This window comes from Salinisphaera sp. G21_0, from assembly GCF_017744115.1.
Lineage (GTDB): Bacteria > Pseudomonadota > Gammaproteobacteria > Pseudomonadales > Endozoicomonadaceae > Endozoicomonas.
The window spans coordinates 26,944-40,394 of record NZ_JAGHQW010000030.1 but is presented as its reverse complement, the minus strand read 5'-3'; the positions used below and the strand labels follow the sequence as shown (position 1 = coordinate 40,394).

At 50.9% G+C, this 13,451-nt stretch carries 10 protein-coding genes; 5 read left to right on the top strand and 5 right to left on the bottom strand.

Annotated elements, in window-relative coordinates:
- Positions 1-249: 249 nt before the first annotated feature.
- Positions 250-1,452 (bottom strand): M26 family metallopeptidase, encoded by a 1,203-nt coding sequence (locus J7439_RS14945; protein WP_209202785.1) that lies wholly within the window; start codon positions 1,450-1,452, stop codon positions 250-252.
- 387 nt (positions 1,453-1,839) lie between these two features.
- Between J7439_RS14945 and J7439_RS14940 the strand changes: the two genes are divergently transcribed.
- From J7439_RS14940 to J7439_RS14920, 5 genes are all read left to right on the top strand, one after another.
- Complete coding sequence (locus J7439_RS14940) at positions 1,840-2,667, top strand: hypothetical protein (protein ID WP_209202784.1); 828 nt, start codon at positions 1,840-1,842, stop codon at positions 2,665-2,667.
- A gap of 489 nt (positions 2,668-3,156) precedes the next feature.
- Positions 3,157-4,122 (top strand): hypothetical protein, encoded by a 966-nt coding sequence (locus J7439_RS14935; protein ID WP_209202783.1) that lies wholly within the window; start codon positions 3,157-3,159, stop codon positions 4,120-4,122.
- Between the two features lie 17 nt (positions 4,123-4,139).
- The gene (locus J7439_RS14930) at positions 4,140-5,603 is read left to right on the top strand and encodes a hypothetical protein (protein WP_209202782.1); all 1,464 of its coding nucleotides are present in this window, start codon (positions 4,140-4,142) and stop codon (positions 5,601-5,603) included.
- Between the two features lie 537 nt (positions 5,604-6,140).
- Positions 6,141-7,925: an ankyrin repeat domain-containing protein gene (locus J7439_RS14925; RefSeq protein ID WP_209202781.1), complete on the top strand. Its 1,785-nt coding sequence runs from the start codon at positions 6,141-6,143 to the stop codon at positions 7,923-7,925.
- A gap of 133 nt (positions 7,926-8,058) precedes the next feature.
- Positions 8,059-10,620: an ankyrin repeat domain-containing protein gene (locus J7439_RS14920; RefSeq protein ID WP_209202780.1), complete on the top strand. Its 2,562-nt coding sequence runs from the start codon at positions 8,059-8,061 to the stop codon at positions 10,618-10,620.
- A gap of 28 nt (positions 10,621-10,648) precedes the next feature.
- On the opposite strand, the gene sctU is transcribed toward J7439_RS14920, so the two are convergent.
- The 4 genes from sctU to sctR are packed head-to-tail and all read right to left on the bottom strand — an operon-like array spanning position 10,649 to position 13,425.
- Positions 10,649-11,710, bottom strand: a complete 1,062-nt coding sequence (gene sctU, locus J7439_RS14915) for a type III secretion system export apparatus subunit SctU (protein ID WP_209202779.1) — start codon at positions 11,708-11,710, stop codon at positions 10,649-10,651.
- The gene (gene sctT, locus J7439_RS14910) at positions 11,707-12,498 is read right to left on the bottom strand and encodes a type III secretion system export apparatus subunit SctT (protein ID WP_209202778.1); all 792 of its coding nucleotides are present in this window, start codon (positions 12,496-12,498) and stop codon (positions 11,707-11,709) included. Before sctT ends, sctU begins: the two co-directional genes overlap by 4 nt.
- 2 nt (positions 12,499-12,500) lie before the next feature.
- Positions 12,501-12,764, bottom strand: coding sequence for a type III secretion system export apparatus subunit SctS (sctS, locus tag J7439_RS14905; RefSeq protein ID WP_101748640.1), 264 nt, complete (start codon positions 12,762-12,764; stop codon positions 12,501-12,503).
- The gene (gene sctR / locus J7439_RS14900; RefSeq protein ID WP_209202777.1) at positions 12,757-13,425 is read right to left on the bottom strand and encodes a type III secretion system export apparatus subunit SctR; all 669 of its coding nucleotides are present in this window, start codon (positions 13,423-13,425) and stop codon (positions 12,757-12,759) included. The genes sctS and sctR overlap by 8 nt, the downstream gene beginning before the upstream one ends.
- Positions 13,426-13,451: the final 26 nt, after the last annotated feature.

Here is a 13,451-nt window from a genome sequence, read left to right as displayed (position 1 = left end):
ATCGTTCCGGGGAAGAGCAGGCAGCGGTCTTGAGTTTGCCTGAGATAACGGTTGCGTTGGGTATTGGTTCCGGGGGGGGAGTAGACAGCTCTCTCTCAACCCGGGGCCCATCGGGGGGGGCGGTATGGGGTCCTCAGGGTTACGGTCGGCATTAGTCGATGATCTTTGGCGGAAATAGCGGTAGGTGCACACACCGGTAACACCGGCCAGGATAAGAATCACAGTGCCCAGGGCGATATAAGCTATTACCTAAGTAGTACTTAGAGGTTCCGCTAGCGTTGATGAGGGGGCGAATGTGGTAGCGCCCGGACCGGAAAAGGTCATGTCGGATGCTGTGGCCACAGTTGATGGGGGCGTTGTAGTTGTAATTGAGGCAGAACCCGTACCGGCACTTGCGTCTATTCCCGCTGCTGTCACATTACAGTTTACCGCAGCCGTGTTGGTAACAGTTCCTCCGGACTTACGTCCCACAGCTATACCGGCATGTGCAGCTTTACCGGAAGTTGTCACCGTGCAGTTCAACGCAGTCGTATTGGTCACGGTTCCTCCGAAATTTATCCCTGCGCCAATAGCTGCGTCTGCACCTTCACCCTCAGTGGCGAGGCAAGCACGTTCAACCTGAATATTACTGACCATGGCGTTGCCTGATATTTTACAAGCCGCTACCCCGGTTGGCACGGTTGACTCTATATTGGCATCACTAAGGGTCAGGTTATCGATACGGCCCTCAAGGTTTTCTACCAGGCATTGGGAGAGCTTGCCAATGGTATGACCCTGACCGTCCAACTGGCCGGTAAACGGATGGGCTTCATTACCAATGGGGCGGGTTAACTGGCTACCATCAATATCCTTAGTCAGCCGATATTTTTTGCTGCATGATTCCGCATCATGGCAGGTCTTGCCCAGAGTCTCGGCATCCGCCACGTCAACCGGGGTGTCAGCGCCGGATGCTGTTGACGCGCCTGCAAAGGAAAGGCTCGCCAGAGCGCCCAGTGCCAGAGGCATGTTTGGCAGCTGGCCTGCCCGGAGTGTCGTGGTCACGGGGCTATCGGGCTGTGGTGGTGGGATCCGGGGCGCTTTTCCGGGGTTTTCTTTAGCTGTTTCCGGTGTTTCGCCCAGCGTATTTTCTCTGTGTGTGTCAGGCTCGGGTAGAAAATCGGCACGGGCTGTGAACGAATTAAACTGATCCCTGGCAAACCGACCCGCAACCGAAAGGTTGGCAAGATTGCTCAGCAGGCTAATGACTTCTGAGGGCAGGCCGGTATAGGCAGATATTGCCCGTCCAGCCAGTGCGGTGAACTGCAGGAAATGACTGGCCCGGCCATCAAGGCCCTGAGGATTCATGTCGGCAGCAGGGCTTACGACACCGGATACCGGAGGGCTGGAACTGGATAAATCAGAGAAAGGGTTCAACGACTGGAGAAGCGCAATCCCCCCGGATTGGATGGTCACACCCAGCCCTCTCCATCGACCCTCCGGTTCTGTGGGCGGGGGTGCCAGAGTTTGCGGGTCGATGGCTGTGCCTGTTGGGGGGGACGTCCGGTTGCCGTATCAAATCAATACCTTAATAACCAGGTTGTTTGCAGTTATATCAATTCACTGTTGTGTAACAATTGCTGATTTCTATACGTTAAATGGGGAGGAGATAATCGCCAGTGTTATCGTCATGGTAAGAATGGTTTGAGTTACATAGGCCTTTTTTTACTAAGAAAAGGCAGTTCTGTCACTTTGCATCCGCCAGACAGTCAAGTCCTGGAATTATTTTCAAGAACTTTTCCGTTGTTAATGTTGTCAAAATGTCGCACGAAACAAACGCTGGCCAACTCAGAGTATTCAAGCATGATCAACCACCATTTGGCTGTCCGGCCAGATTTCCCCCGACCGCTACCAGAAACCTCTGAAACATTGCCAACTGAGGCTTCGGTTAATTCTCTGTTGAGCACTCAGCAGTACCACCAGTTTGCCGGTAGCACTTTGAGAGAGCGAAACGTTGAATGCTCAGAACATTCGGAATCAGTAAAACGTGATGCTTCGGGAGGTACAAGCGACACTGGGCCGATAATTTGGTGGTATCGATATCCTGAGGATCCATTCGAGGAGAGAGACGATATCTACAAATGGATTGCCAGTGGGGCGAATGACAAGATTGTCGAACTGATTGATCAGGGGTTTAACCTGGATCAGAGCGATAGCTGCGATGAGCCACCGTTATTTTATGCCCTGAATTTCGGTACTCTGGAGACCGTTTTGCTGTTACTGAAACTTGGGGCGGACCCGAATTTATTTCGGGTTCGTCCCAGTTTTACCTCCATGAGCAGTGGTGATTACAGTTTACGGGAGACCGACAAATTATCACGGTTGGTTCTGCTGCTCAGTTATGGTGCCAAACTATTGGAGGATAACAAAGCTTTCGGTGACGTGTTTGAAGATAACCGGGTCTTCCGGCTTGCGGTCTATTACTTCTGGGAAAAATATCGTGAGGGTCATGCTGGTTCCATACCCAAACCACAATCGGTTGAAGAACTGAACCAGTTGGTTTTTAAGCTGCCTGTTCTGCAAATCATGGCATATATTTCCTTGTTTAATGACGAACTCGGGATCTTGCGCCGACCATCTGGCAACTTGCCTGCTAATTTACAGGAGTTTTTTGATTTTATTGGTGCCTGACTGTTGGCAGTGACATATCCGGGTTAACTGTCAGGAATCTCCCGGGGCGGCCTGAACCTTCTCAGATGGGGGTTCAGGAGTCATTAGACCACTTCATAAATAATGGTTCATGCCTCTGAACTTTTTCATGTTTTTTAAATCTACATCGCCTTAATTGATCTGCTATTCAGAAGGCAAAATATTTTGGAATTTGGTGTTACAGCGAGAGTAATAGACTATCTGGGTCTGCCCGGTGATCAGGTGCAGGATGCAAAACCAGCAGCCGTTTCTCTTCTTCGGGTGCGCTCAACAGATAATCTTCGTGGAGGAGGGGAAACCTGTAAAAACTACTTTGAAAATAAAGTGTATGAGCAGGCAGGGTCGAAGGTCAGTGAGGGTTCAACACCAGATAAATATGCTTCAAAGCAAGATGAGAGATGTTGTGTAGTTTATAAGCTGGCTTCAAGTTGGTCATATTTATTAAAGTACATGAGTCAATGCAATGAGGTAATGCCCGCCCCATCGTCAATCAGTGGTTTGGATTTACCGGATATGATGCACCCCTTTGATTTGAGAGAGCCCGCACTGGACTCCATCGCTGAGTTGAAAACGAGACTGTCACAACTGAAGGGCTGCTGGCAGAAGCTTAACCAATGGTTATTGGCGTCACCAGCCAGGCTTTTTGTGAAAAAAGAGGATCATACCCACCATGTTATGTTGCGGGTTGATAGTCAATTTATTCCGGGAACGCTGGACCTGCAGGAATTAGTCACCGGTGGAAAAACTGGCGGTGACCGGCGGGCAAAAGCGACAGAAAGTGCCCGCTGGCTGGTGCCTGAAAAGGTCTGGAGCTTTTCAGGGAAGGATCCTTTAGCCGATGTTGCAGGCCCGGGTAGCCAAAGTGATTACGGTAATAAACCATTCGTTAATATAGAGCGTCCGGCAGCGTGCAGCTCAACCGGTAATACGAAATATTCTGTAGCATTAAAGCCCGCAGACTATCATTTGTATCAGCCGGTCATGAAGAAGCTGATGACGGATATTTGTGGAAGGAACTTAAAAAAATTGAGCAGTTTGCAAGACAGGGTGCACTTTTTCCGGGATGACAGCCATGTTGAGCCACTGACAACGGATGAAAAAAAACTGCTGAAAGAGTTTGCTGAAGTGCTGGAGACTTCACGGATATGGTGGATAACTGAATCACCATCAGTGAGAAGTATTTTTGACCAGATTTTTCTGGCAGAAAAACATAAAAGCCCGCTGACAAAGGGTATGATGAGTGTGGTGACTAAATTTAAATCCCACGTCAATCTGGTGCGCAGTCTTAGTAGTAATAAAATTTTTGATAAACGACAGAAAGAATTTTTATCAGTAAGGCAGACTTCACTGGGGGAGCGTGATACAGGCCTGAAAACGTCTGAGCTGCCAAAGATAACGTTCACTCCTGGCAGTCCTGAACGTAAACCAAAAGTTTAATTATCTGGTGTTTACTTATGACTTATCCTACCGGGTCACCATTACCATCCGCTTCACAACCTGTTGTCACAGCCGATCAATTACCGTTGCCGCCAGATCAGCAAGCCGCCTGTTCTGCAGACGTAGCAAGCTTCGACGCACGGCACGCCACCCTTGCATTATCTGAGCGTCTGCAATTGAAGTATCAGGGGTATTCTGACCAGGATATCTGCGCCGCAGAAAAAACATTGCAGCAACGGTCAACCGAACCACTGACGGTAGATCGCATTCTTCAGGAGCTGACTGACAGACGTGTTGATATCACCACCATACTGAACAGCCTTGATGAGGCAGTTGACAACACTCCCGGCACTAATAGCAAGCTCCGTCTGGCAAGTCAGGTTATGGATTTCGCCCAGTCACTTAAAAAACGTGTGCACTGCGAATTTAACCAACATTTCTCCGCTGCGTGGCCAGACCGGCAAAAAGTGGCTGAGATTGTCAGCCAGTGGCCAGAGTCACTGAAGGAATCAGCAATCTATATCCGCTATGGGTGGCCAGTTTTGAAAGTTGGCAGAGGTGTGGATATTTTGTGTGATTTCAGGTCTGCCATGCAGGTTTGCAACAGTCCTGACGATCAATACGAGGGTCTTCATCCAAAGGTTCACCCTGATCTTTGGGCATGTTTTGATCCCGGGGAGTTCAAGGATTTTTCTGATGATGACTTTCGACGTGCTTTCAAAGAGAGTGCCCCAAAGTATCAGGCCCTGATTAGAAATCTGCCTGCAGATTTTCCGGTAATCAGTCGAAACGCGTACCTGGATTATCCGGTCTTTTTCCGTCTGGTGAGGGAAATCTGGCTTGACGCATTACATACTCGCAATACCGGAACCATGGAGAGAATCAGTCATTTGATGGTGTCATTTACGGATCAAATAAACCGCCATAGCCATCGCTTTGGCAGTTACAACAACCACATAAAAGCACTGGATGACCAGTTAGCGTGTAGCTATGCAATGAAATATGAAGAGTTGTCCGTTTTACCATTTCTGCTGGCAACGCACCCCCGTAGATGGAATGAAAACTATAGTTCTGTTTCCCGGCGGTTGATCCATTATGCTTTATCTGATCAGGAAAGTGAGCTGAAGACATGCCCTGTCACATGGGGAGCAGATCTGACACAGCAACTGAGTATCTGCTGTTGGGTAGAGTCAAAGTTGATTCCGGATACCATCATGACCCTGCGTTTTCTGAGTGATATTGTGCAGTATATTGATAAGGATAACCGTAGATTCGTTTCAGGCACTCTCTCGGATCAATTATACTGGACAGAGAGTGGCAGGCCGGGACGGTACTTTGATAAAGAAACGCATCAGCTGCTGTCACCCATCATCGCATCGGACCCGCAAACATTATATCCGATGGAGGGAACCAGGCAGGTGCTCACTGATTTTTTCAGTAGAAGTATTGGGTCGACCGGTGCTACTCCAGCAAATGGTTGAAAAGCATACCAATCACCGGTCAGCCCATTCACCAGTGCAGGAAGGCTACAGGTCCGGGAATAGACTGCCCTGCACGGCGCTCCCTCACAAATCCCCCAGAGCAACAAAGTCCCCGGCTTTGGCATCCTGCGTTGCCCTATCTCCCACATCCATGTGATCGTGCGCAAGATTCGGGGCAGTTTATGAAATATCCGGGTTAAAACAAAGATCAATGGTTTCTTCAACTACCATTTAATCAAATACTGTCGTTTTAATGCCAGACTCTTCGCTGAATATTCTTACCATGCTCAGAAGGGGTAATTCGTCTGTTTAGATTGTAAACGACGATAGATTATTAATATGGAAAATAACAGCTTGAAGATTACGATGACAGATTAACATCGTTTGTTCCTGATCACTCCTGTAATTAAATTTATAATACTTTCGTCGTAATAAAGCTCTCGGAATTTTTCTTTACCAGCGGCAGCTATTTATATTGAATTATTGTTTATCCTTTTTCTCCAGGCTTTTTCAACCATTTACCAATACGACTGTTTTATGAATGCCGTTGGCTGTTACTCTTATCCTGTATCCACTGATACTTCAGGGTCATTCAGTGATGATGAGTGTTCCATTTGCAAAGAGGATTTCCATGGCCGTAGTGTGGTACCCGTTGTCGTCAAAACCAAATGCGGGCACAGGTTTGATCTGGACTGTATTTCGAGATGGATCGGTTCCGGATTCGGGCAAGGGACCTGTTGCATTTGTCGCCAGGCAGTGTTGCCGCTGGTACGGGAGGCCGGTGCCTGTGTTTATGAGGACTCACCCTTCTGCGAAGCCCTCCCACTGCAAGCCTGTCGTACTGGTGATGTCGAGAAATTAACCGCGCTTTTGAGGCTGGACCCCAGCACTGCCCGGAAAACGTTCAGGTCTGCTGTTACTGGGCAGCAAGTTAATCTAATGATCGTCGCTGCCCAGAACAATAACGTCGCCTGCCTGCAAGCCCTGATGGCTTCCGGGGCGGATCCCAATACGGTCCGGTCTGCGGATGGTGCCACCCCTCTGTTAATCGCTGCCCAGGACAATAACACCGCCTGCCTGCAAGCCCTGTTGGCTGCCGGGGCGGATCTCAACGTCACCTTGGCTTCGGGTGCCACACCACTGTTCATCGCTGCCTGTCACAATAGCACCGCTTGCCTGCGCCTCCTGATGGCTGCCGGGGCGAAACTCAATGCCACTCAGGGTCCGGAGGGTGCCACCCCGCTGTACATTGCTGCCCAGAACAATAACATCGCCTGCCTGCAAGCCCTGATCACTGCCGGGGCGGAGCTCAATGCTGCCCTGAATACAGGTGTTACCCCGCTGTTCATCGCTGCCCAGAAGAATCACATCGCCTGCCTGCAAGCTCTGATCACTGCCGGGGCAGGGCTTGATGTCGCCAGGATTTCGGATGGTACCACCCCGTTGTTGATTGCTGCCCAGCAGAATAGCATCGCCTGCCTGAGAGCCCTGATCGCAGCAGGGGCAAAGCTCAATGCCGCCATGACTTCAGGTGCCACCTCGCTATTCACCGCTGCCCAGAATAATTACATTGCCTGCCTGCAAGCCCTGATCGCTGCCGGGGCCGATCTCAACGCCACCCGGACTCCGAATACTACTCCGCTGTTTATCGCTGCCGAGCACAATCATATCGCCTGCCTGCAAGCCCTGATCCTTGCCGGGGCGGATCTCAATGCCGCCCGGACTTCGGGTGCCACCCCGCTGTTCATCGCTGTCCAGAAAAATAACATCGCCTGCCTGCAAGCCCTGATCACTGCCGGGGCAGATTTCAACGCAGCCCTGAATTCGGGCACCACCCCGTTGTTCATTGCTGCCCAGGACAATCACATCGCCTGCCTGAAAGCCCTTATTACTGCCGGGGTGGAGCTTAACACCGCCCGAAATACAGATGGTGCTACCCCGCTGTACATTGCTGCCCAGAACAATAACATCGACTGCCTGCTTGCCCTGCTCATTGCCGGGGCGGATCCCGACATTGCCTGCACGGATGATGGTGCCACACCACTTTACATTGCTGCCGAGGAGAATAACATCGCCTGCCTGCAAGCCCTGATCTCAGCCGGGGCGGATCCTAACATTGTCTGCACGGATGATGGGAGTACTCCTCTGATGGTCGCTGCCGAGACCAATAACATCGCCTGCCTGCAAGCCCTGATTGCGGCAGGTGCATATCTCAACGCCCGGACTACGGATGGTCTCACCGCGCTGTCCATCGCTGCTGGGAGCAATAATATCGCCAGCCTGCAAGTCCTGAGAGCTGCCCTGGCCAGGAAGGAGGACTGAACGTAGGCTCCCAGAGGCAGAATCAAGCCAGCCTGTGTTCCCAACGCCTTTAAACAGTTGTTATTGCATTGAATTTTTTTGTTTATTGTTCATCTAACCCTGTCACTTATTAACACATGCGGGTATTTGTTCTATGGATGTCACTTCCGATTATTCATCCTCCGTTCCCATGGAGGTCTCCGGGTCGTCGGATGAGGCTTCTGGTTCCACTGGCCATGGGGCTTTTCATGGACGTGACGCAGTACCCGTGTTCGTAAATACCCGGTGCGGGCACCGCTTTGATCTGGATCGTGTTTCGAGGGATTTTGCCAAAGAACTGCTCGGTACACGTAAGTGCGCGGCTTGTCAGAATAATCCGATGCCTCTGGTGAATGAGCATAACGGTGAATATTACCGGGATGAACACTTCCCTGATCCGATATTTTTTTACGCCTGTATTCGTGGGGATCAGTCTTTGATTCGTTCCCGGTTGCTACAAGGGGTTAATGTTAATGTTCCTATGGAGCATGACTTAACCGCCCTGATATGGGCATCCCAGAACGGGCGCCTTGAGATCGCAAGGCTGCTGATCGACAGCGGTGCTGACGTCAATGCCGTTACGGACAAAGGTATCACAGCCCTGATGTCAGCATCCCTGATTGGGAGCCGGGAGATCGCCAACCTGCTGATCAACAACGGCGCTGACATCAATGCCGTTACCAACAAAGGCACCACTGCCCTGATGCTGGCAGCCAGCAGGGGGCACCGGGAGATCATCGTACTGCTGATGGACAGGGGAGCTGAGGTCAATGTCTGCCGGAGCAATGCCGACAATCTCAATGGCTGGACAGCCCTGATGTCGGCATCCGATAAAGGGCATGTGGAGGCTGCCAGGCTAATGATCAATAGGGGGGCTAAGGTTAATGCCGCTATGGAAAATGGCTCCACAGCCCTGATGTTGGCATCCGGGAACGGGCATTGCGAGACCGCTGAGTTGCTGATCGACAATGGTGCTGAGGTCAATGCCGTTATGGATGATGGCTCAACAGCCCTGAAGCTGGCAGCCAATAACGGGTACCGTAAGGTTGCCAGGCTGCTGATCGGTAACGGCGCAGACGTCAATGCCCGTGCAGACAATGGCTTGACTGTCCTGATGTCGGCATCCCTGTACGGGAAGCGTGAGGTCGCTGAACTGCTGATTGACCGCGATGCTGAGGTCAATGCCGTCAGTGAAGATGGCTTGACTGCCCTGATGTTGGCATCCCGGAATGGGCATCTGGAGATTGTCCGGCTGCTGATCGGCAGGTTCGCTGATGTTAAAGCCAGGATGGATGATGGTGCCAATGCCGTGATATTTGCAGCCAGGAACGGGCATTGGGAGATCGTTAAACTGCTGGTCAACAGCGGTGCTGAGGTCAACGACAGTATGGACGGTGGTTACACTGTCCTGATGTCGGCATCCTGGAGCGGGCAGTGGGAGGTCGCTGCGCTGCTGATTCACAAAGGTGCAGATGTCAGTGCCAGGGTGGATAATGGCTTGACTTGCCTGATGTCGGCATCCCGGAACGGACACCGGGAGGTCGCCGTGCTGTTGATCGGCAACGGTGCTGATGTCAATGACAGTATGGAAGATGGTTCCACTGCTTTGATATTGGCATCAGAGAGCGGGTGGTGTGAGGTCGCGGAGTTGTTGATCGAAAGTGGCGCTGAGGTCGATGCTGTAACTGACAGTGGCTTGACTGCCCTGATGTCGGCATCGGAGAACGGGCAGCGGGAGGTCGCCAGGCTGTTGATCGTCAGGGGAGCTGAGGTCAATGCCTGTATGGTTGATGGCATCAATGCCTTGATGTTGGCAGCCATGAAAGGGCAGTTGGGCACCACTGAGCTGCTGATCAGCAGGGGGGCCGAAATCAACGCCAGTAACAACGATGACTTCACTGCCCTGATGTTTGCGTCCCGGGGCGGCCACAGTGAAATTGTCTGGCTGTTGATCGACAAGGGCGCTTCTGTCAATGTCTGTATGCCCGACGGTTTCACTCCTCTGATGTCGGCATCCCGGAATGGGCACCAGGAGGTTGCCCGGCTGTTGATTGACAACAACTCTGAAATCGATGTTGCCATGGATGATGGTTCCACTGCCCTGATGTTTGCATGCGAGAAAGGACACCGGGAGGTTGCCAGGTTGCTGATTGACAGGGGTGCTGACGTCAATACCGTTATGCACACTGGCCTCACTGCCCTGATGTTTGCATCTCAGAATGGGCATGTGGAGATTGTCAGGCTGTTGATCGACAGGGGGGCTGAGGTCGATGTTGTTTTAGAAAATGGTACCACCGCACTCATGTTGGCGTCCCTGCGCGGGCATCGTGAGGTCGCCGAGCTGCTGATCGACATCGGCACTGAGGTCAATGCTGTTAGGAGCGACGGTTTTACTGCCTTGATGTCGGCATGCGAGAGTGGGTATCGGGATGTTGCCGAGCTGTTGATCGACAGTGACGCCAAGGTCAATGTACGCATGGGCAATGGTGCCACTGCCCTGATGTTTGCATCCCGGAATGGACACGTGGAGACTGTCAGGCTGTTGATCGATAAGGGCGCTGAGCTCAATGCCGGTATGGAAAATGGCATCAGTGCCCTGATGTTTGCAGCACAGAACAGGCAGTGGGAGGTTGTCGACCTGCTGATCAAAGCTTTGATACGGGAAGGGAGAGGATAAAATATGATGTCATTTGGTGAACTACTTGCTATTCGCCAGGCGACTCTCCCTCATTTTCCTGCTCTTTAATTTCCTGTACCCAGCGGAATACTTCGGCAACGGGCTCAATCAGCTCGCAGGGTATAAAATCGGCAATGTTTAGATGAAACAGGGCATGAGCCAGTGGTACGTTTTCAAGAACAGGAATGCCTTCTTTTTCAGCAATTTTGATAATAAACCGGGCATGACCACCACGACCTTTAACCGTGACAACGGGCAGTGGCGTCTTACCCTGGCGGTACTGCAAACCAATGGCCAGATGGGTCGGGTTTTTAATAACAACGTCTGATTTTCCGGTGTTTTCCGCCTGGTTGAGTATTTCCTGATGAATTTCCTTCCGCTTACCTTTGATTTCCGGGCTACCTTCACTCTCTTTATGCTCCCGTTTGACCTCATCCTTGCTCATCCGGTTCTGTTTCATAAAGTTGTAGCGCTCAAACATATAGTCGAGGATGGCAATTATCACGAAAGCAACCATGGCGTAGAGCAGCAGCTTTTTAATCAGATGGGCAGCGACCGGTAATATGCATGAAGTGCCGCAATAGGGCATGTCAACCATGTCGCCCACACTGCTGTAAATGACGTAATACACAACAAATGACAGAAACAGGATTTTGATCACCGACTTGAAAAACTCCACAAGGTTTTTCATGGCGAAAATCTTTTTCAGCCCGCCGACCGGGCTGATTTTTCCAATATCCGGTTTTATACCTTCAGGCGCAAACAGCAGGCCAAACTGCATGACGTTGCCGATAATGGCAGAAAACATGGAGACGGCGACCAGGGGAATCAGCAGATCCATGGTTAAACTGAGAATACCGTGGGTAACGATTTTGAAAGAGACTTCAAAGGGTTCGTTGTAGCTCAACGTGGGAAACACCACCATCTGCTTGATCTTGTCAATAAAGGTGTCACTCATGTACCAGAGCGTTGCCAGTACCGCGATAAGGTTAAAGGTGCCGGATACTTCTTTACTTTTGGCAACCTGGCCTTTTTGCCGTGCATCGCGGAGTTTTTTGGGGGTGGGCTGTTCGGTTTTTTCTGCACTCATTTCCAGATCACTCCCAATGATTCAAACATCTCAGGGATTCCCATCATGTGCTTTTGGGATAATTCCAGAATGGTTCCTATGTAAACCACCAGAATAGCAAGGGCAACGCCAGATTTAATGGGCATGGCCAGGATGAATACGTTCAGCTGGGGAGCCGCCCGGCTGATCAGGGCAATGCCAAATTCGGTAATAAACATGCAGATGATGACCGGCGCGGAGAGCCACATGGACAGTTTGATAATCAGGTCAAACTGGCCAAGGAAAAACGTTACTGCGTCCTGATTGATATTTGGGAAGTAGCTGAATACTGGCCAGACCTGATAGGTGAGCATCATGCTTTCCAGCATCAATAGAAACAGCCCACTGGTCATGATCATAGCAATAAAGGCCTGGCTGAACAGGATGCCCATCGGGGAGGTTTCCGCGCCGGAAAACGGGTTGAGGGTACTGGCCATGGAAGCACCCCGCTGGTTATCAATAAAAAAACCGGCAGCTTCCATGGCCCAGAATGGGATCGCCAGGACGAACCCCATGATGGCACCGATAAAGACTTCTTTGATCACGATGCCACCGGTGTCGTAGATTGACAGTGTTTCGTCGGGTTTGGCCTCAGACAGCATGGGGTGCATGAACAGCACCAGGCTCATGCAGATGCCGTTACGAATCATGGACCCGCCAAGGTTCCGCTTGTGCAGCATGGGCAGAACGGTAAACATGGCAACGATGCGGGGCATCCCCATTGACAGGATGTAAAACCACTCTTTCAGATCATCAATGGGCAGGATCATGGTCAGAGCCTTTCGAACATATCCATCACAGCCACTGAGAAGTTATAGACCTCGATACCCATCCAGCGGGATGTCAGGAAGATACTGATAATGACCGCGACGAGTTTGAAGGCAAATGGCAGTGTCTGTTCCTGAATCTGGGTCAGTGCCTGAATCAAACTGATAAGCAGACCAACCGCCGATGCCGCGATGATAGGAGGCATGGACAGTAACAGTGTCAGCCAGAGTGCCTGGGCTGTGAGTGTCAGTATATGCGGGTCATGCATAACTTAGCACCAGTCCGTGGATTAGCCGGGTCCAGCCATCCAGCAGTACGAACAGCAAGAGCTTGAAGGGCAGGGATATGGTCATGGGTGACACCATCATCATACCCATAGCGAGAAGGATGTTAGAGACGATCAGGTCAATAACGATAAACGGCAAATAGAGCAGAAAGCCAATCTCGAACGCCTTGGTCAGTTCAGTGATACAGTAGGACGGCATCAGAACCACCAGGTCATCTGCGCTCAGTTGTGCCTGGTACGCCTTTGGCCACAATATTCTTGCGGTTTTCAGAAAGAAGTTTCTTTCCCGCTCCGTGGTATTTTTTTTCAGGAAGTCCCGATAGGGTGCTATCAGCAGTTCCATGTTATTTATCAATTCTTTACTGTCTTCACCCTGAAAGCTGATATTCTCCTCTTGCGCGATATCCCATGCCTCAAAACCTACCGGTGCCATGATGTACAGTGTCAGGATAATAGCCAGGGCATTCATGGCGATATTGGGAGGAATCTGCTGCAGACCGGTAGCGTTTCTGAGAATGGAAAATACCACCACCAGTTTCAGGAAGGATGTACCCATCACCGCAAGAAAGGGCACCAGCGCCATCAGCGCCAGTGGGATCATCAGATAAAATGGACTGGTAAGAGTAATTGCGCCGCTTTCCATAGTCGCCTTTTCCAGTCTCAGAGTAT

Coding starts and splice junctions, on each gene's coding strand:
- J7439_RS14935 (WP_209202783.1), top strand. CDS start 3,157: ATGCCCGCCCCATCGTCAATCAGTGGTTTGGATTTACCGGATATGATG.
- sctT (WP_209202778.1), bottom strand. CDS start 12,498: ATGATCCTGCCCATTGATGATCTGAAAGAGTGGTTTTACATCCTGTCA.
- sctR (WP_209202777.1), bottom strand. CDS start 13,425: ATGGAAAGCGGCGCAATTACTCTTACCAGTCCATTTTATCTGATGATC.
- sctS (WP_101748640.1), bottom strand. CDS start 12,764: ATGCATGACCCGCATATACTGACACTCACAGCCCAGGCACTCTGGCTG.
- J7439_RS14920 (WP_209202780.1), top strand. CDS start 8,059: ATGGATGTCACTTCCGATTATTCATCCTCCGTTCCCATGGAGGTCTCC.
- sctU (WP_209202779.1), bottom strand. CDS start 11,710: ATGAGTGCAGAAAAAACCGAACAGCCCACCCCCAAAAAACTCCGCGAT.
- J7439_RS14930 (WP_209202782.1), top strand. CDS start 4,140: ATGACTTATCCTACCGGGTCACCATTACCATCCGCTTCACAACCTGTT.
- J7439_RS14940 (WP_209202784.1), top strand. CDS start 1,840: ATGATCAACCACCATTTGGCTGTCCGGCCAGATTTCCCCCGACCGCTA.
- J7439_RS14925 (WP_209202781.1), top strand. CDS start 6,141: ATGAATGCCGTTGGCTGTTACTCTTATCCTGTATCCACTGATACTTCA.